Below are 19,647 nucleotides of genomic sequence, written 5' to 3' on the forward strand. Positions count from 1 at the left end.
ATGACCCCAGCGATCAATGCAGCTAAAAAAGCCAAAGTAGCCTATCAAGTTCATGAATATGAACACGATCCCAGTGCTGAATCCTACGGCGAAGAAGCTGCGCAAGCGCTGGGTTTAGATCCTGCCCAAGTCTTCAAAACCCTCCTAGTCGCGATCGGTGGTGACAACAAAAAACTCGCTGTTGGCGTTGTACCTGTGTCTGGTCAGCTAGATCTGAAAGCTATTGCTGCAGCGCTAAAAGCAAAGAAAGTCACTATGGCAAACCCGCAAGATGCAGAACGCGCAACGGGTTATGTTGTGGGGGGCATCAGCCCACTAGGCCAAAAGAAACGATTACCGCTTATTTTGGACGCAAGTGCTAGCAACTTTAAAACCATCTGTATGAGTGCGGGCCGCCGTGGTTTAGAGATCGAGATGTCAGCAGAGGATCTGCTCAAACTAACGTCAGGAAAAATGGCGGCCATTGGGCGTTAATCGGAATTTTTATTCACGAAATAAGCGTTCATTCGATTCACGTACCGCTTTGATATCGGCGCAATACTCTGCAGTAGGGCGGAGTAGTAGGCGCTTAATACCGATCTCTTCGCCAGATTCTAAGCAGTAGCCATATTCACCGTTGCGAATGCGCGCTAGGGCTGAGTCGAATTTTGGTAGTAGCTTACTTTCCCGATCGACAATTCTGAGCGAGAGGCGAGATTCTTCCTCATATTGAGCGCGATCAGCATCGTCATTCATCTCTGGGCGCTCATTCAATTGAGCTTGGGCGTTTTGGATGTGAGCGATGGTTTCCTGTTTTTGCTGCTCTAAGTATTGCTTGAAAAACTCCAATTGACTGTCATTCATGTAGTCCTCAGAACTGGCATTCAAGAGTTCTTCTTTTGTTATTGTCATGCTTTCCTCAAAACTTGGTCAAAATGATATAATGTAATGTTATAGCATTTATTTTTGTGGCCGTGGAAATTTTTATGATGTTAAGAAGCTATGGCTAAGTTATCGGAATCGCTAGCTCCAGTGAATTTCCATGGTATGGTGGTCTGACTATCAGTTGTGGATGTTTGAACCATCATGAATAAGGATGTGCAGACCCTTAAAGTTTTTATATATACCTTAATCGCTTTGATTGCTTTTGCCGGTAATTCTGTTTTATGCCGCTTAGCATTGGGAGATGAAACTATTGATGCTGCAAGTTTTACTTCTATTCGATTGCTGTCAGGCATTGTTGTTTTACTGGCTATATTCATCTTTATGAATAGAGGAAAAGCCAATGCAGCAAAGGGCAGTTGGAAAGGTGCGTTTTTTCTCTTTGCCTACGCTATCACTTTCTCTTATGGCTATATCACTCTAGAAACAGGCATAGGAGCCTTGGTTTTATTTGGCTCGGTTCAGATATCTATCATTCTAATTAACATGCTTAAAGGCAATAAACTCCATTTAATGGAGTGGATAGGAACGATCGTTGCGTTTGCTGGGTTTGTCTATTTGATCTTCCCTAGTTTAGCGACACCTTCGGCTGTTGGGTTTGGCCTGATGACAATGGCTGGCGTGGCTTGGGGCTTCTATACCTTAGCAGGGAAGGGCTCTAACAATCCTTTGGGGGATACGACCTATAACTTTTTACGCACACTGCCTTTTGTATTGATTTTGGTTTTATTGAGCTTTGATGATGCGTCTTTATCTACAGAAGGCATTTGGTTGGCGATTCTGTCTGGTGGCTTAGCCTCGGGGATTGGTTATGCTATTTGGTATCAGGCTTTAGGCTCGTTATCAGCGATTCAAGCTGCGGTTGTACAGTTGCTAGTCCCAGTGATTGCAGCAGCAGGTGGTGTTGCCTTTGCGGGTGAAGAGGTTACCTGGCGTTTAGTTATCGCCTCAGTTGTAGTTCTGGGTGGGATCATGATCGTGATTACAGGTAAACAGATTTTAGAACGTGTGAAACAGTAATGCAGAACATAGTGTTATTGCTTTAATAGGACTTGCTGACTAACTGGTTCCTGCCGTTTTCTTTAGCTTGATATAAAAGCTTATCGGCTCGTTTATAAAGATCGCTGACTTGGGTTTTATCGGAGAGGTTTTGTGTGCAGGATAATCCCATTGATACGGTGATAAATTGATTAGCGCTGTTCTCTTTATGAGGGATTTTTAGCTTTTCGATTTTTTGTCGAATACGATTCGCAAAAATATCAGCGGCTTCTTTGCTTTCTTGAGTGAAGACAACCGCAAACTCCTCCCCGCCAACGCGGAAGCAATAATCCTCCCCTTGACGAATATTATCTTTAAGCGCCTGGCTTACTTTTTTTAGAACATCGTCACCTTTTAGATGGCCATATGTGTCGTTATAGGCTTTGAAATGGTCAACATCGAGGATAAGCAGGCAAAAGTAAGTTTGCTGCCTTTTAGCGCGCTCTAGGACTGCTTGAGATAAGTATTGGAAGTTACGGCGATTGAATAGGTCGGTTAGGGCATCGGTAACCGCGAGTTTTTCAATTTTTTCTTCTAGCGTGCGAGCCTCAGTTATATCGATATGTACTCCGTTCATGCGAATGGCATTGCCATTTTTATCTCTAAGGAATACCCGACCAACATCATGTATCCAGCGCCATTTGCCATCACCGCATATCATGCGAAATTTAGCGTCATAAATTTCGGTTTCACCATTCAGGTGTTTTTCGATCAATTCAACCGTAGGTTCTAAATCATCAGGGTGAACGATAGAGGACCAGCGCTCAAGACCATCGATTACCTCAGAGAAGAGCGAATCATCCTCTCTGAACTCATCATCTTTATATCTCTTCTGAGTAACCCAGGTTTTATTAGCAATGATTCTGCCTTCTTGTGGATAGAAATCCCAACAGCCAATGTTGGCACCATTTACGGCATCATCTAAGCATTTTATGGTTTCTTGGTTTTGCGCTAATTGGTTTTTTAACTCTTGTTGTGCGGTTACATCGGAAAGGGTACTTAAGATATTTTCACCATGTTTAACTAATCGCATTTCGAAATACAGATCGTCTTTTTGATAGTGAAAGTAGATTGGTTGATCGGTTGAGGCATTAGAGCATTGCTGAAATAGTTCTCGTAGCTGTTTAGCTTGCTCTTGATTGAATAGATTGAAAATCGATGAACCTTTTAAAGCACTTTCAGATAAACCACGAAGCTCTATCTCTTTGCGATTTAAGAAGAGATAACGGCCCTCATCTGAGGTTAGCTCTGCAATACCTTGTGGCTGTTGATTGAGTATTTCTAAAAGATCCATAGCGTCTCAGGTACAAAATTGCGACTACAAGTTCCAATTTATTATAGGCAGAACTTGTATACCAGCTCGATTATTTTGGGCCTAAATAATTTTTTACCCATTGCTTAGGTGTGACACCAAAGTGCTTTTTAAAGACTTTGGCCAAGGAGGACGCATTTTCATAGCCTACTTGGTTGGCGACGAGCCCCACGGGGCGATTATTTTTAAGTAAACCTTTCGCTAGCGCCATTCTTAGCCCAGTCACATACTCCATAGGCGCTTGACCTACTGTATCTTTGAAGAGCGCGGCAAACTTCGAGCGAGACATAGCTGCGTTCTCGGCCATCTCTTCAACCGTCCATTCATATTCAGGCTTCTCTTTGATCTGTTGCATCAGCTTGCTGAGTAGAGGATGGGAGTCGGCCGCAATTAAACCTAACTCGACCGTGCCGTTATCAATCACGTAGCGAAGTACCTGCACCATAAATACATCACATAAGCGATCGATCATCAGTTGCTTGCCATGCTGTTCTGCAAATGCCTCTTCGAAGATTTGATGAGCTGTATTCGAAATAGAACCGGCTTCCTCTATATGGATGCAAAGAAACTTAGGTAGATAGTTGGCTAAGAGTTTTTGGTGGGCAGGAGGTAACTTAACAGTCGCACAGACTAGTTTCGCATCTTCAGATGGGGCTATCGTGAGTTTGTGATTAGTTCCGCTGGGGAAAAAAATCACATCGCCGGTATGCAGCTCGATCCTGTGATCTTCATCTGTCGTGAGTGTTAACGATCCTGATTCCAGAAAATGTAAGTAGCCCGATTCCTTATCGTCATCAAATCCGGTAATACCGCAGAGGCTACCACTGAAAAAAACCTCGGCATTGATCTCTAGGTTTTGCAGTAATTTGCTCAGTGTATCCATAAAACCTCCTTTTTGGACGATTGGCTCTTTTTGCTGGATTTAGAGCGGCCTTTCCCTCGGTAGTTCCCCGTAATCTATATCTCAAGAACAGCGCAACATATTTACCAATATGTCTGAGTGTTCATTAAACCATTAACCGAGGAAAAAGAAATGAAATTTACAAAGACTTTGAAACTAGCAACAGCTGCCGGCGCACTTCTTCTTAGCAGCATGAGCTTTGCGGCATCTGTAAACATTGGCACTAACGATGTTGCTATTCATGGTTACGACCCAGTTGCTTACTTTACTAATGATAAAGCGGTTGAGGGTTCTGCAAAATTTACAGCGACTCATGATGGTGCAATCTACCGTTTCGCAAGTGCTAAAAACCGTGATCTGTTTAACGCCAATGCCGACAAATACGCACCTCAATATGGTGGTTACTGCGCGATGGGTGTGGCTTTAAACAAAAAGCTAGATGTTGATCCACAAGCATTCCATATCGAAAACGGCAAGCTGTATCTGAACTTGAACAAAGACGTGCAGAAAAAATGGCTTACTGATGTACCGGGCAACCTAAAAACAGCAGATCGTATTTGGGCAGGTATTGAAGATCTATCTGTAGCAGCTGCAAACGCCGAAGACTAATTCTCATGCCTGAGTCGAGACTTACGTTTTCAGAAAATGGACATGAGTACTCGCAACCTTTAGCGCTGATCTGGTTCAGCGCTAAATGGTGCGGTCCCTGCCAACAGATGATTCCTGTCGTTAATAGTTTGGCAGAGCGATATGCCGGTGAACTTAAAGTTCTAAAAGTGGATGTAGATCAACAGCAGGAGTTAGCTGCGAAATTCGCGATTAGAGCAGTTCCCACGTTAGTACTCTTGGCAAAAGATAGGGCGCTGGATCAGCAGGTGGGGTCGGTGCCATTAAAGCAACTTGATGAGTGGGTTGCACAACATTTATCAATTCAGAAAGAACTGGAGAAGTGAAATGGATAATAAACAACGTATTGCTACAGCAGCGTTAGCCGTTGCTCTGACTTCTATTGCAACTGTACCTGCAGCTCATGCTGGTGGAAAAGAAAAATGTTACGGCGTTGCGCTAGCTGGACAGAATGATTGTGGCAATTTGGCAGGTACTCACTCTTGTGCGGGTCAATCCAAAGTGGATAACGACCCAGGTGAGTGGAAGTTGGTCGCGAAAGGTACTTGTAAAGATATGGGTGGCCTACTGAAAGCTGAAGCTAAGAAGCGTTATCAGGAAGCTCAGCAGAAGTCATAAGGTTTAATCAGGAGAAAGAAGATGTCCAGTTTAAGCACAGCTAATAATAGCGATGAACGAGGTTTATCAAAGATTGGAGTCGGGTTGCGTCATCCTCACTATAAGGAGGCGTTACTAGGGACATCTTCCATTGATTTTGTGGAGATACACGCGGAGAACTTCTTTGCTGAAGGTGGAATGCTACCTGAGTTGTTGAGTGATATAGCCCTTCAATATCCAATTAGTCTGCATTCGACTTCAATGGGTTTAGGTTCTGCCGTGGGTATTAACGGAGATTATCTGCAACGTTTAAAGCAACTGTCACAGCAGATTAACCCCATATTGATCTCTGACCACGCTTGCTTCACTTGGAGCAATATCAATGGAAAATCTGTGCATGCTGGGGATCTTCTACCTCTTGAATTTACTCAACAGAGCTTGCAGGTAATGGTTGATAACGTGAATCAGGTCCAGCAGTTATTAGGGCGTCAGATTTTAGTTGAGAACTTATCTGCTTATGTGGAATTCAACTTTTCTGATATGAGTGAAACCGAGTTTCTATCTCAACTGGAAGATAAAACGGGATGTGGCTTATTGGTGGATCTCAACAATTTGCTAGTAAATGCGCGCAATTTTAATGATCAAAAGCCATTAACTGTAGCCCGAAAGTGGTTACGAGAAATCCCTGCTAATGCTGTGGGCGAGATCCATCTGGCAGGTTTTACCAAGGTGAAAGAGGGTGAATTGATCATTGATGATCACAGTCAGCCAGTATCACCTGAATGTTGGTTGCTCTATCGCGATGCGGTTGCCTTGTTTGGTGCAGTTACCACCCTAATCGAATGGGATAACAATTTGCCTTCTTGGAGCACACTGCTTGATCAAGCTGCAAAAGCGAGATCTATCTCCACGGAAGTTCACTATGACACTGGGAGGCTCTCTTATGCTGTCTGATTCAACATTGCTCGTTCGTCGTCAAGCTGCATTGATGACGTTAATTTTTTCGAAAGATGAAAGCGATACAGCGACTGACCGAATAAGTCAGGGGTTAAAAATTTATCAGAATAATCTCCTGATGACTGCGGCAAGAGCGATCTCTTTGAAGTATCCAGTACTGGAGAAAATGGTGGGTAATGAGACGATTATCGCTTTTACCGATCAGTTACTTAAAAAAGAGTTACCTAATACAGGGGATTGGGCTGATTGGGGTGTGATGTTGCCCGCGCTCATCTCAGAAAGTCCTCTGGCTGATGATCATGCCTATCTGTCTGAAATCGCCCGTTTGGAGTGGTTTGTACATCAGGCCGCGAGAGGAAAGGCTACTCATTTAGAAGTGGAGACGCTTTCAAGCTTAACTGAAAGTGATTTGGACGCCGTCTCACTTCATCTATCGCCGACTTTACAGGTCATGGAAAGCCATTTTCCTGTGTATGAATTATGGAATTTACATCAGGTACCAGAGGGCTCTGAGTTCGATGAGGGTGAGCTTTATCGCTTGCTGGTGGGAAATTCGGCTCCTCATTATTCAATGGTATTTCAACAGGATTATCACGCGCGTATTAAAACGCTAACGGTTCAAGAATATGCGTGGTTTAAAGATGTTCTGGCAGGCATGAGTGTTGAGCGTTTATTAGGTAAGCACCAAGAGATTGATTTTGTTAGCTGGATTGAACAGGCGATAAGCCAGCAATGGTTGGTTGCCATCAAGTAAATCGAAATTCAGTTATTAAAGGTTTTTGAGAGGTTTGAGAGATGATTTCTATCGTTAGTAAGTTTTATAAAGGTTATTTAGCTGGGGAAGGTAAATTGGCTAAAACTCATGATCTTGTGTCGTTAATTGCTCGTTTTTACGTAGCGCAGGTGTTCTTTAATGCCGGTCTGACCAAAATTCAGGATTGGGATACAACGTTATTTCTATTTGAAGAGGAGTATCAGGTTCCGTTTTTACCTTTTGAGCTGGCGGCTTATTTAGGCACTTTGGGCGAGCTGATCTTACCTGTTTTGCTAGTCACTGGTATTTTGACGCGCTTTTCTGCTCTTGGCCTATTTTTTGTGAATGTAGTCGCTGTGATTAGTTTGGTCGAAATTGCACCAGCGGCACTGTATCTACATTACATCTGGGGACTCGTGCTTGCGCAAATCATTATATACGGTGGTGGTGTGCTTTCTGTCGATCACGTTTCCAACAAGTTTCTACTTAACCGCCACAAGGCTGAAATGGAGCCTAGCCTATAGGCTTTATCTGTAGGTACTTTTAGAGAGGAAGTGACTGAACAATCAGTCACTTCTTTGCTGAAAAATTTCACTTTTTATTGAGGTTAATATGAAGCAGATCACTACATCCATCGTTGCCGGATTTGGCGCTGCTGTTGCTATAGGTTTGTTAGCCCTGCTGGAAACATCATTTAAAGACATTGCGTTTTTAATGGCGCCTTTTGGGGCAACTGCTGTGCTGGTATTTGGGGTACCGCATAGCCCGTTGGCCCAGCCGAAAAATGTGATTTTAGGACATTTGATTACTGCCTTTATCGGCATTTTCTTTAGCCAGTTTCTTGAAGTGAATCCGCTAACTCTTGCTATTGCGACAGGACTTGGTGTGAGTGCTATGTTGTTGAGTAAAACAACACATCCGCCGGCGGGTGCTAATCCAATCTTAATTATGTTATCCAGTCAGGGGTGGGCCTTTCTAGTAACACCAGTTTTGATTGGCTCGATTATGATTGTGCTCGTGGGAAAGATTTTTCAGCAGACGCAGACAAGATTGCAGCCTGCTGAATAATGGCTAACTACAAGGCTGTTTAACTTGTTTGGTTAGCATGGTTTCAAAGACATCGGGTGTGACGGGTTTACTAAAATAGTAACCTTGGGCCATATCGCAGTGTTTATTCTGTAGTAAATTCATCTGCTCTTGAGTTTCTACCCCTTCCGCAATAACTCTTAAACCAAGACCGTGAGCCATATCGATGGTGGCGTAAACTAGCTCTAAATCGGCAGGGTCGACAGAGATATCACTGATAAAACTACGATCGATTTTGAGGGTGTCAAATGGATAACTTCTCAAATAACTGAGGGAGGAATATCCAGTACCGAAATCATCCATAGATATGCTGACGCCTTGCTCATTGAGTTTTGCAATCGCTTCATCAATATCCGCGTGTTGTGCCATTAATACACCTTCGGTAATTTCTAGCTCTAGGTTAGAGCCGAGAATTTGATGTGTTGTCATCTGTTCAGTGATGTAGTCGATCAATTGAGGGTCTCTAAACTGACGCGGTGATAGGTTGATAGCAATATGGAATTGCGGCAGCAATGTTTTGATCCAGTGACTGCTCTGATGCATCGCTTCCTTAAGTACAAACTTACCGATGTTTACGATTAAACCGGTATTTTCAGCAACAGGAATAAACTCAGAAGGCGGTATATTTCCTAATGTTGGCGAGTTCCAACGTAATAAGGCTTCTGCACCGACAATTTGTTGTGTATCTAGGTCGATTACGGGCTGATATAGGACATGCAGCTCTTTACGCTGAAGAGCATTGTGTAATTGCTCTTCTAATAACAAACGGCGCTCAGCCCCTATATTCATCTCTTCGGTGAAGTAGTGATAGCTATTACGGCCTTGCGCTTTAGAGTGATACATTGCCGAATCGGCATTACGTAGAAGCTCAGCAGGGTCCGTTCCATCGTTCGGATAAATAGATATGCCAACACTCATAGTCAGCATAATCTCCCTGCCATCCACATTCAGCGCTTTACGGAATTGGGATACTAGGTTTTGTGCAATTGGCTGAGCTTGTTCGGCATTCTCTAAATGGTTGAGTAGGACAATAAATTCATCGCCACCCAAACGGCCAACAGTGTCTATCTCTCGTACCGATTGCTCTAATCGCTTAGCTGCTTCAACCAGAATTTTATCACCCGTGGCATGTCCGAGCGTATCGTTAACTTTTTTAAAGTCGTCCATATCGAGGAAGAGGACAGCTACAGAGTGCTTCTTTCTTCTCGCTTCAAGGAGCATAGTTTCCAAACGGTTAAGAGAAAGGAAGCGATTAGGCAGGTTAGTTAAGCTATCAAAGTGCGCTTGGTGAAGAATCTTCTCTTCTTGCGCTTTCTGTTGTGTAATATCCTGTTTTACCGCTAAGTAATATTTAGTTTTGCCTTCTGAATCGTGCACGGGCGCAATATGGGCTTCCTCCCAGAATATCTCTCCATTTTTGCGCTGATTTTGGAACTCACCACGCCATGCTTTGCCTTGAATTAGGTGCTGCCATAATTCTGCGTAACGACCAACCGGTGTGCGACCGGACTTTAATATTCTGGAGTTCTGGCCAAGAATCTCTTCTTTATCGTAGCCAGTGACCTTCTCAAAAGTAGAGTTTACGTACTCTATCTGACCATCCAGTGTTGTTATTACAACTGAAACGGGGCTCTGCTCTATGGCTTGAGATAGGGTTAGAATATGTTCTTGGGCTTTGCGCTCTTCAGTGATATCTCGGCTAATGCCTACTAAGCCTTGTAGTTGGCCATCTGTATCCCAGAAAGGCATTTTAAGGGTGTTTAAGAGTATTCGATCGCCCGATTGGTTATCACTCCACTGCTCCTGACTATTAGAGGCAAGGTGGTCGATAACGTTTTGTTCTTCTTGCTCATTTTTAACCGCTTGTGCTTCTACAAATAACTCATAATCAGTACGGCCGGTAATTTCTGCTTCGCTTTTACCTGTAAAGTCTTGGAAAGCGGTATTACAGCCGAGGTATTTACCTTGCGTATCTTTAATAAAAATATGATCAGGTAATGCGTCGATTAAACCTTTCAGAAGACCCCGTTCACGGTTTAGGTTTTGCCGGCTGATCAACACTTCTCGTTCAGCGTCTCGTCGGTCCTGTTGTCTTCGAAGAATTAGGCCGAGGAGCATGGTGCCGATGGGGTAGAACGTCAGAATGGTGGGTGCTATCGCAGCGATGATCTTGAAACGCAAATCAGCAGGCATGAACAGAATCAAACCTAGTACAACGACTTGTACCACAAGGCCCAGCAGATACAAACGCCACCAGTTCAGGGGTTGTTGATATTTATCACTTAGATACCGCCAAGTTAAGCCGATGGCAGCCGAGAAAATAATCACTGATGAGCCAACATAAATTCCTGCCCCTCCCTGAAAAATTCGCAGACTTACCGCCATTACTACGGCGATACAGGTAGGTACAATTCCAAAAAATAGACCGCATAAGCTGATTAACACCCAACGAGCATCAAAAAATACCCCAGGTTCTAATTCCCAAGGAGTCAGCATGACCGCCATAGCAAGCAGGCCGACTAATACGCCAGAAATACTGTCTCGAAGTAGGTGATTACGAATGTTTTGCAGGCCAAGCGAGTCATAAACGATCCCCATTGCGAGCAGTAGGGCGACGTTATTGATTAGGCCTGTAAAACTAGAAGTGTCCATGAATACTAATGTTCTCTCAATACCTGATGACTCAAAAACAAGGCTATCTAAAATAGTTGATTTAAAGCCATAAAAAAAACATGTGAATAAGAATAATCATATAAATAATAAAGTGTTAGGGTGAAGATCAATAAAATGATTATCCATTCCAATCCCTACGACTCAAAAACCTGATGTGTCTAGTAACAGGCTCCCTCGGTTTTGTATTCCCACTCGAGTAAACATGATTTAAAACGCATTGGTACATTTTCGGAGTGGTCGTAATTTCAGTATAGAAAGGAAATCAGACTCTGCAGCTTGAATTGAAGATAGCTTTATGAAAAATAAAGAAATATTAGGAAGGAGAAGGGCGGCTGGAGCACCTTAGTAGAAGATAGGTCATTCCAGCCGTGGAAATATTACTTAAAGTTAGCGCCAAACATCTCGCCAATCGCTTGGCTAAGCGCTTCACTGCGCTCTTCGTTACGGAATTGCATCAGGATCAGTGCACGTAACGCTGGCATAAACATCAAGTCCGATAGCACACGAGAGAAGCCTGCTTGGCCTGCTTTACCTATTGCGAGCTTTTCTAAGAATAAGTGCAGTGTTGCTGGTTCTTGAAGTGCTTCGTGGCAGCGAGTTGCAATCGAGACGATCACTTCTGCTTCTAGGGCATAATCACTCTGTAAGATCTTATTGATGATCTCTTGTTTTCTAGGTGTATTGCGCGCATTTGAGATGCCACGGGTAATAGCTGCAATGTGATTGGCGTTCGCTGTCCCACGTTCTAGAGTTTGTTCGGCACGTAAGCTCAGGGCTTCAAATAGCTGGTGGTCCGGCTCGATGCTTTCTATGCAGGTACATAGCACTTCGAATGGCACATCGGGTAGAAGCGGGATGGCTTTAGTTAACAGTTTACTGTTGTTACTTTTCTCGTGGCGAACAACCAGATCAGCGATACCTTGATAACCGAGGGATTGCCAGTTATCAAAACCGATTTGCCCTGCAAAATACTGTTCTGCATGTTCATAGTATTGTGAAGCAGGTTCGCTTGAGGCTAGCGTAGAATAGGCATGGAACAGAGCCATTTTTTCCTGGTCAGGTTTGAAAGAAAAAGGATTATCTTTCAAAGCATCCTCTGGCATCTCACCCGTTTTCTCATGTTGTAGGATGCCACCAGCGTTTTTAAGTAGACGGCTAAGTAGATCATCACGTACAGCTTGGATCAGAAAGCCTTGCTCATCTAAAGGTAGCTTTAAAAACCAAGCCGCGCCTTGTTCTTTGTTTTTAGGATTCCAGACCATTAAGGCTATCCATGCGTGCTGTAAATATGGATAAGGATAAGGTGTCTGCTGGTTCTCTATCTTTTCAAACTGTTCAGTCGAAAGTTTTTGTACACGACGGCCCATATCGAAAAAACGGACCTGACCGCGACTTTGGCGAAGAAGTTGAGATAGTGAAGAGATATCAGACATGATGGGCACCTTAGGAATCAGGCCCGCAATTTTAGCAGTTCTGGAGTGGGTATCAATATAGACCAGAAGTGCTCATTCTTTAGATAGAATTAATACAGTGAGTTAGATAATGTAAAACTGATTTTTACCCATTTTTTTGGCTTGATACATCGCTTTATCCGCCAAAGTAATCGCCTCCTCTGCGTTTATATCTTCTAAAGCGTAGATATAAAGGCCGATGCTGGCCGATAGATTAGCAGTGCTGCTCTCAATGGGTATGTCTTCATTGATAATGGTTAGTATCTTTTGAATCACTGCAATGGCTTGGGTTGAGGATTCAATTTCAGACAGAATTAGTAAGAATTCATCGCCGCCTAATCGACCTAACATATCTGAGCCGCGGATTACTTTAGATATGCGATTGGATATGTCCTGCAAACATTGATCGCCGATATCATGGCCGTAGGTATCATTAATCGGCTTAAAATCATCCAGATCAATAAAGATGATGGCAACCTTATGTTGTTTACGTTTAGCCGCAGCGAGCACAATATCAAGTTGATGGAGTAAAAACCTACGGTTAGGAAGGCCAGTTAAATTGTCATGACAGGCTAAATGACGAAGTTCTTGATTGGCTATTCGGATCAGTTTGTTCTGTTTCGAAGTCGTGGCCATGACATAGACAGCAAATAAGAAACCTCCCAGTATGATCAATACCATTCTAACGATGAGTTTGGAGAGTAAGACTTCCATTTTGTGAGATGAATCTTGCCAGATCTCTTCATTTTGAGCTTGTTGTAAACTAATAAAACGATCTAGAAGTCCTGCAATGGTCGTTTTGTCTTTCAGTACTTTACCTAGCTCAGATCTAAAATCTTGAACTCGATTGTTGTTGAGTAGTTCAGAAAACGTTCTCAACTCAGGCGCTCTGTTAGCAGCTTCTTTGTCTAGTTTTGTAATGATGATCTGCTCGGGGTGATCCAAGTCTGTATTCAACAAAGTTAAACGTGATTTGTGGTATTCACTTCCCTGACTGTAAAACGTATTGAACAGCTGTTTCCGCTCTTCTGGCGTTTCAAGTAAGGTCATCTGCCAAAGCAAGATAGCTCTTTCTCTGACGGCTGCGCGCATCGCCATAGCGGCGCGTAGTTGAATGTCGTTATTGCTGCTGGCAGTGGTTAATTCGGCGCGTAAACTGGCATATTGCTGGTAGGAAAAAACCGAAGTGTAGATAAACGCTAGAAAGATAGCGCTGAAGCCAATTAGGTAGAAAAAGAATCTAAAGCCTGATTCCCGCTGTTCCATGTCTTTTCGCCAGTCATGTGGTGAATAACAATTAACAGTCTAGTTGATTTTGATTTATTCGGGATTGAGGGAAAGAAATAGAGATTGGGTGAGTAAGCGGAGCATACTCACCCAACAATTGATCGTTTATTGTTTACATTCACCCGCGACAACGAAGCTAACTTCAGGCTTCGCACAAGCAGAACAGCTGTTGGAATAAGTTTTGGTTGTACCATCTGAGTGATGTCCGCAGGCTGGTGTGTAATCCATGGTACACATCTGCGGTCGAGGATCTTCGCAAACCAAAGCTCCCTCTGGCATAGATGGCTGGGATTGACAGCCGGCTAACATCAGTGCAGCAATGCTCATCAAAATTAACTTTTTCATACTGAGTCTCCTGATTGGGCATTGTCTGAAGCAGATTTCCTTTTAACTTTTTCACGTAAAGTTTGCATCGCTACAAATAGAGCAGGAATAAAGAATATACCGATGACTGTTGCTAGAAGCATACCGCCAAACACAACAAACCCTATGGATATTCGGCTAGCAGCACCTGCACCAGAAGCCGTTAGCAAAGGCATTACACCTAAGATAAAGGAGAAAGCGGTCATCAATACAGCACGATAGCGTAAGTTAGCTGCTTCATTAGCCGCCTCGATAATACCTTTGCCTTCTTCACGCAATTGCTTAGCAAATTCCACAATCAAGATAGCAGACTTACTCGCAAGACCAATCAGCATAACCATGCCGATCTGGGCATACAGGTTGTTGGTCAAACCTGGGATCAGCCATAGCGGCAGAATCGCACCTAAAATGGCGACAGTAATAGATAGCATCACCGCAACCGGAATAGTCCAGCTTTCGTATTGAGCGACTAAGAATAGGTAAGCGAATAGGATAGCTAGCGAGATGATGATGATTACAAAACCGCCGGCTTCTTGCTCTTGTTGAGTACTACCTGTCCATTCAAGAACATAACCATCAGGCAAAGTTTCTTTGGCTAGTTGTTCCATCAACTTAATACCGTCACCTGTCGCCATGCCGGGAGCGAGGGTTGCAGTCAACGAAGCTGAACGTGATTGGTTGTAGCGCGTTAAAGATTGTGGGCCCAGTACCGGTTTTACTTCGACAAGTGCGCTTATCGGCACTAAATGGCCTTGGTTGCTCTTAACATTAAGGCTATTTAGATCGTCAATATTGTCACGGAATTCAGCATCAGCTTGTAGCATAACCCGGTAGTTGCGCCCGAAAATATTGAAATCGTTTACATACTGAGTACCAAGCTGAGATTGCAATGTGCTGAATAAGTCACTCATCGAAACGCCCAAAGAGAGCGCTTTATCACGATCTACTACCAGCTCCAGTTGTGGAACATTAGCAGAGTAGGTGGAGTAAACTCGGTCAAACTCGGCCTTTTGGTTCGCTGCGAAGATGAGCGAATTTGTAGCGCGAGCAAGTTCCTGAGGCGATCCATTTTTAAGATCCAACAGAATTGCCTCTAGACCTGCGGCATTACCCAAACCCGGAATTGGTGGAGTAGGGAAGGCCATAATATTTGCGCCTGGGATCGTCGCTAATTTCTGATTGAGTTCTCTTAGAATTTTGTACCAAGCCATTTCCGGTGCAGTACGTTCATCCCAGTGGGTAAGCACTGGAATTGCTAGTGCAGCATTTGGTGCCGCGCCACCTAAGATACTAAAGCCTTTAATGCCAATACGGTTTTCTACACCCGGTTGTTCTTCGAGGATTTTGTCAATCTGGGCGACTATCTCGTCGGTACGGTTGAGTGATGCACCATCAGGAAGCTGAACGTTAACAAAAAAGGCACCATTGTCTTCATAAGGCAAGAAGCTGGTCGGGGTTGTGGTGAACATATGGTAAACACCGCCGCCCATTGCTGCCATCAAACCCATACTTAACAGTAAGCGCTTGTTCAAAAAGTTAACTTTGTTCACGTAGCCTCGACGGGTCCAGTCGATTAGCTGATCGAACTTTTTGAACAAGCCAGTCGGTTCAGTCGCCGGTTTTAACAGAAGGGAGCAAAGCGCAGGGGATAAGGTCAGTGCATTTAGGGATGAGAAACACACCGCAACCGAGATGGTTACTGCAAACTCTGTATATAGCTTACCTGTTATACCTGGCATAAAGGCAACCGGAACAAATACTGCTAAGAGTACAAGAGTGGTCGCAATGACGGGCCCGATGACCTCTTTCATTGAGACAGCAGTTGCTTCTTTAGCTGATAAGCCTTCTTGCATATGGCGTTTAACGTTTTCAACCACAACAATGGCATCATCAACCACGATACCTATTGCCAGAATTAAGGCGAAAAGGGAGATGGTATTGATGCTAAAACCAAGTATCGAAAGCACGGCAAAGGTGGCAATCAACGATACAGGAATTGTGGCTGAGGGTATGAGTGTTGCGCGCCAATCGGCAAGGAACAGGAATGTTACCAGTACTACAAGACCAAAGGTAATAAATAGAGTCTCGACTACTTCTTGTAGTGATGCTTTTACTGAAAGCGTTGTGTCATAGAGAATTGCGTATTCCATATCATCAGGAAAACGCTCACTTAGACGCTCTAGTTCAGCGTATACATTGTCAGCCACCTCAAGTGCGTTCGCTCCTGGGCTTTGATAGATCGCAACAGTGGCTGCAGGGTTGCCATTCATAATTGAGGACGCACTGTAGCTTTGCGAGCCAAGTTCTACTCGGGCTACATCACGAAGGCGAACAGAAGCACCGTTTTCGCCTGTGCGAAGGATGATGTTTTCAAACTCTTCAACTGATTCTAAGCGGCCTTTAGCGCGCAGGTTATATTGGAACTGCTGATTTTGCGTAAGAGGTGGCTGTCCAATAATACCTACAGACGCTTGGATATTTTGTTGTGAGATGGCGTTGCTGACATCCTTAGGTGAGAGCCCTAATGCCTTGAGGCGGTTAGGGTCTAACCACACTCGCATACCGTAATCCATCGGGCTGAACTGTGATGCCGAGCCAACACCATTAATTCGCGCCAAAGCATCTTGCACATAAAGTGTGGCGTAGTTACTTAAAAACAGCTCGTCATATGTGTTTTCAGGAGAGTAGAGGTTAATCACCAGCAACATGTTAGTTGCTTGTTTCTTAGTCGTGACCCCTTGTCGAACAACTTCTTGCGGTAAAGACGCTTCGGCTAAAGCCACACGGTTTTGTACATTGATGGCCGCTTGGTCTGGGTCCGTACCTACAGCAAACGTGATATCCAGCGTGTAACTACCATCATTAGCTGAGGTGGAGGACATATACAGCATGTTGTCCACGCCATTAACTTGGGCCTCAATAGGGGTCGCTACTGCTTGCTCCACCACTTCTGCGTTAGCCCCAGGATACTTCGCTTTGACTTGTACCTTTGGCGGCGTGATATCAGGGAACTGAGCTACGGGTAGGCCGTATATCGCCAAAGCACCGGCAATCATCAACACAATGGAGATGACCAGAGCAAACTTAGGCCGATTGATAAAGAAGATCGAGAACATGGCTTACTCCGCTACTGCATTAACTTGAATGCCTGGTTTAACCTTCTGCAGTCCTTCGGTGATGATTAGATCACCTTCATCTAGGCCGTTAAGTACTTGCCATTGACCTTCTACTTGGGGTCCCATCTCGACTCGAGTAACACTTACCTTATCTTGTTGATCTACTTCGAGTACAAAATAACCATCACGGTCATGTTGTACGGCAGATTGCGGTATTTGGATACCTATCTCTGGTTGTTTGCGCTTAATCTCTACGTGAACAAACTCACCTGGCAATAACAAGTATTTGGGGTTTGCGAAGCTTGCACGTAGGGTGATTGTATCTGTATTAGGGTCGACTTCAGGTGAAATAAAGTCGAAGCGGCCTTGCTGCTCATACACACTACCATCGGACAAAATTAGACGAGGTGCGACCGGGGGATTATCCAAATCGATCCCTTTGCGGCGCGCATCCAGCATCAGCTTTTCACTCACTGCCATCTCGACATAGACTTCATCGATTTTTACTACTGTAGCTAGCACACCACTTTCAGGGCTTATCAGATCGCCTACTGAAAAGTTCGCTTTACCGATACGGCCACCAAACGGAGCTTTGATCTCTGTATAACTCAGGTTTAGTTCTGCTTTCTTTAATCCCGCTTCTGCTTTTAAAACTTGCGCACGGGATTGATCACGGTCTGCTACAGCCTGATCGAACTGGGATTGCGAAGCCGCCTTGCGTTTTCGCAGTTGGCTTACGCGATTGAGATTAGTTTGCGCGTTTTTTAACCCCGCTCTAGCGGAGGCTAGATCTGCTTCAGCTTGTTTCAGCGCGATTTCATAGTTTGCTTTTTCTACTTTAAAAAGCACTTGATCGGCTTCAACATCACGACCTTCAGTAAATAGGCGATCTTCTAGAAATCCAGATACACGGGCCAATAAGTTAACGCGTTGAGTTGCCTCAATCCGTCCAACCAGTTTAAAGGTTGGGGTCAAATCCGACGTTTGAACCTCGTGTACTAATACCGCAGGTAAAGGTTTCTCGTTGGCATTAACGGTCAGTGAAGTGGCAGCCAAAGCAGTTAGAAGAGTGGCTAAAATGATCTGTTTCAAAACAAGCTCCTTTGAGAAACGTTAATCCTAGGTATAAATCGGATTAAATTAGATGCGCTTTAATTAGATAGCAGCTTTTTATGAATATAACTAACTATATCTATAAATACTGAATAGATTAAATACCTACTTACCCATACATTCCCTTAACGAATAACGGGTGCCTAAGCACCCGTTATTGTCATAGCTGCTTACTGCAGCCAGCTGTCGAGTTCGTTTATATCTTCAGGGTTTAGGGTGCCTAACTGCTGTTTGAAGGTGATGAGGTTCTGTACAAAGTCGAAACGGGCATTTGCGTAATCGCGTTGCGCTGCATAAAGCTGCTGCTCGGCTTGCAATACATCTACAACATTACGCGTACCTACTTTGTAACCCTCTTCAGTCGCTTCTAAAGCGGTTTGGCTAGATTTAATACTTTGGTTTAGCGCTTGAACGCTTAAAGCGCCGGTACGTAAATTACGTAAAAGGCTTCGAGTCGTTTGAGTCACTTCGCGAAGTGTATCTTCACGGTTAAACTGGTTTTCAATTAAGCGCTGTTCCAGCTCGCGGCTGCGTGAACTCACTGAGCCGCCGGAGTAGATTGGTACTGACAGAGTTAGGCCGATTGAAGATGTATCAGTACTGTCATCGTTGATCGCAGTACCATTATCGTAATCATAACTAGCTGTCAGGTTCAGCGTTGGATAGTGACCTGCACGACCAGCCTTTGCTGCTTGGCGTGCTGCTTCAGATGAGCGATCTGCAAGTTGAAGCGCCAAGTTGCCTTGCCAAGCTTTTTCTAACCAAGGTTGGGCTTGAACAGGGACCGGTTCTTCAATTGGGTACTCTTCAGACAATTGACCAACGGTATCAAATCCTTGGCCTGTTAAGCGCTCTAAGGCTTCGTAACTATTTTCTAAATTACCTTCAGCGGCAATACGGGCTACACGAGCATTGTCGTATGAAGCCTGAGCCTCTTGTACATCGGTATTGGCGATTAAGCCGACATCATATTGAGCATTAACTTGATCTAAGCGGCGTTTAATTGCGCGTTCTTGAGCTTCAGATGTTTGTAGGTCGCTTTTCGCCCTTAGCACACCAAGGTAAGCTTCTACAGTACGGTTGATCAGTGTTTGCTGTTCCAGTTCAAACTGTAGTGCGGCTTGTTCTGAGATCACTTGGCCCTGTTTGAAGGTAAACCAAGCAGCCGCATTAAATACCGGTTGGCTTAGGGATAGGGTATAGCCGTGGTTGTTATAATCAGCTGTATCGGAATCAATCGTTGTTGTGTTGGCGCTCAAGTTCACATTAGGCAATAAGCTAGAGCGGTTTTGGATTTCGATCTCTTTGCCAGCGTTAAATGAAGCTTGCGCTGCTTTTAACTGTGGATCATTAGCCAAAGCGAGTTGGTAGATATCTGCTAATTCACCTGCAGAAACGCTGCTGACAGCTAGAGAAAGGCATGAAACCTGAAAAAGCTGCTTTATATTCAT

The 19,647-nt window shown here is 44.1% G+C and carries 19 protein-coding genes; 9 read left to right on the plus strand and 10 right to left on the minus strand.

Annotated elements, in window-relative coordinates; translation table 11 throughout:
- Entirely contained in the window at positions 1-474 is a 474-nt protein-coding gene (gene ybaK / locus ACMXYU_RS04465) for a Cys-tRNA(Pro) deacylase (RefSeq protein ID WP_415900394.1), read from the plus strand.
- Positions 475-483: 9 nt separating this feature from the next.
- Here the strand turns inward: ybaK and dksA are convergent, their stop codons facing one another.
- Complete coding sequence (gene dksA, locus ACMXYU_RS04470; protein ID WP_415900396.1) at positions 484-891, minus strand: RNA polymerase-binding protein DksA; 408 nt, start codon at positions 889-891, stop codon at positions 484-486.
- A gap of 174 nt (positions 892-1,065) precedes the next feature.
- Here dksA and ACMXYU_RS04475 point away from each other — a divergent pair, with 174 nt between their 5' ends.
- Positions 1,066-1,941 carry a DMT family transporter gene (locus ACMXYU_RS04475; RefSeq protein WP_415900397.1) on the plus strand — a complete coding sequence of 292 codons (876 nt, stop codon included), beginning with the start codon at positions 1,066-1,068 and terminating at the stop codon, positions 1,939-1,941.
- A 22-nt stretch (positions 1,942-1,963) separates the two neighbouring features.
- Here ACMXYU_RS04475 and ACMXYU_RS04480 read toward each other — a convergent pair whose 3' ends face one another.
- Entirely contained in the window at positions 1,964-3,253 is a 1,290-nt protein-coding gene (locus tag ACMXYU_RS04480; RefSeq protein WP_415900398.1) for a diguanylate cyclase, read from the minus strand.
- A 70-nt stretch (positions 3,254-3,323) separates the two neighbouring features.
- Positions 3,324-4,154, minus strand: coding sequence for a cupin domain-containing protein (locus tag ACMXYU_RS04485; RefSeq protein ID WP_415900399.1), 831 nt, complete (start codon positions 4,152-4,154; stop codon positions 3,324-3,326).
- A gap of 150 nt (positions 4,155-4,304) precedes the next feature.
- Between ACMXYU_RS04485 and ACMXYU_RS04490 the strand changes: the two genes are divergently transcribed.
- From ACMXYU_RS04490 to ACMXYU_RS04520, 7 genes are all read left to right on the plus strand, one after another.
- Positions 4,305-4,781, plus strand: coding sequence for a YHS domain-containing (seleno)protein (locus tag ACMXYU_RS04490; RefSeq protein ID WP_415881952.1), 477 nt, complete (start codon positions 4,305-4,307; stop codon positions 4,779-4,781).
- Positions 4,782-4,786: 5 nt separating this feature from the next.
- Positions 4,787-5,125, plus strand: coding sequence for a thioredoxin family protein (locus ACMXYU_RS04495; protein WP_415900400.1), 339 nt, complete (start codon positions 4,787-4,789; stop codon positions 5,123-5,125).
- Between the two features lies 1 nt (position 5,126).
- Positions 5,127-5,417: a DUF2282 domain-containing protein gene (locus ACMXYU_RS04500; RefSeq protein ID WP_415891564.1), complete on the plus strand. Its 291-nt coding sequence runs from the start codon at positions 5,127-5,129 to the stop codon at positions 5,415-5,417.
- Positions 5,418-5,438: 21 nt separating this feature from the next.
- Complete coding sequence (locus ACMXYU_RS04505) at positions 5,439-6,350, plus strand: DUF692 domain-containing protein (RefSeq protein WP_415900401.1); 912 nt, start codon at positions 5,439-5,441, stop codon at positions 6,348-6,350.
- Positions 6,340-7,107 carry a putative DNA-binding domain-containing protein gene (locus ACMXYU_RS04510; RefSeq protein WP_415900402.1) on the plus strand — a complete coding sequence of 256 codons (768 nt, stop codon included), beginning with the start codon at positions 6,340-6,342 and terminating at the stop codon, positions 7,105-7,107. Before ACMXYU_RS04505 ends, ACMXYU_RS04510 begins: the two co-directional genes overlap by 11 nt.
- A 41-nt stretch (positions 7,108-7,148) precedes the next feature.
- Complete coding sequence (locus tag ACMXYU_RS04515; RefSeq protein ID WP_415900403.1) at positions 7,149-7,631, plus strand: DoxX family protein; 483 nt, start codon at positions 7,149-7,151, stop codon at positions 7,629-7,631.
- Positions 7,632-7,719: 88 nt separating this feature from the next.
- Positions 7,720-8,175 carry an HPP family protein gene (locus ACMXYU_RS04520; protein ID WP_415881946.1) on the plus strand — a complete coding sequence of 152 codons (456 nt, stop codon included), beginning with the start codon at positions 7,720-7,722 and terminating at the stop codon, positions 8,173-8,175.
- A 3-nt stretch (positions 8,176-8,178) separates the two neighbouring features.
- Here the strand turns inward: ACMXYU_RS04520 and ACMXYU_RS04525 are convergent, their stop codons facing one another.
- From ACMXYU_RS04525 to ACMXYU_RS04555, 7 genes are all read right to left on the minus strand, one after another.
- Positions 8,179-10,845 (minus strand): EAL domain-containing protein, encoded by a 2,667-nt coding sequence (locus tag ACMXYU_RS04525; RefSeq protein ID WP_415900404.1) that lies wholly within the window; start codon positions 10,843-10,845, stop codon positions 8,179-8,181.
- Between the two features lie 398 nt (positions 10,846-11,243).
- Entirely contained in the window at positions 11,244-12,299 is a 1,056-nt protein-coding gene (locus ACMXYU_RS04530; protein ID WP_415900405.1) for a DUF3549 family protein, read from the minus strand.
- 102 nt (positions 12,300-12,401) lie between these two features.
- Positions 12,402-13,583, minus strand: a complete 1,182-nt coding sequence (locus ACMXYU_RS04535) for a diguanylate cyclase domain-containing protein (RefSeq protein ID WP_415900406.1) — start codon at positions 13,581-13,583, stop codon at positions 12,402-12,404.
- Between the two features lie 126 nt (positions 13,584-13,709).
- Positions 13,710-13,949: a hypothetical protein gene (locus ACMXYU_RS04540; RefSeq protein ID WP_415900407.1), complete on the minus strand. Its 240-nt coding sequence runs from the start codon at positions 13,947-13,949 to the stop codon at positions 13,710-13,712.
- Positions 13,946-17,083 carry an efflux RND transporter permease subunit gene (locus ACMXYU_RS04545; RefSeq protein WP_415900408.1) on the minus strand — a complete coding sequence of 1,046 codons (3,138 nt, stop codon included), beginning with the start codon at positions 17,081-17,083 and terminating at the stop codon, positions 13,946-13,948. The genes ACMXYU_RS04540 and ACMXYU_RS04545 overlap by 4 nt, the downstream gene beginning before the upstream one ends.
- A gap of 3 nt (positions 17,084-17,086) precedes the next feature.
- Positions 17,087-18,175 (minus strand): efflux RND transporter periplasmic adaptor subunit, encoded by a 1,089-nt coding sequence (locus ACMXYU_RS04550; RefSeq protein ID WP_415900409.1) that lies wholly within the window; start codon positions 18,173-18,175, stop codon positions 17,087-17,089.
- A gap of 191 nt (positions 18,176-18,366) precedes the next feature.
- Positions 18,367-19,647, minus strand: a complete 1,281-nt coding sequence (locus ACMXYU_RS04555) for a TolC family outer membrane protein (protein ID WP_415900410.1) — start codon at positions 19,645-19,647, stop codon at positions 18,367-18,369.

It is taken from the genome of Neptuniibacter sp. QD48_11 (genome assembly GCF_047778095.1).
Classification (GTDB): Bacteria; Pseudomonadota; Gammaproteobacteria; order Pseudomonadales; family Balneatricaceae; genus Neptuniibacter.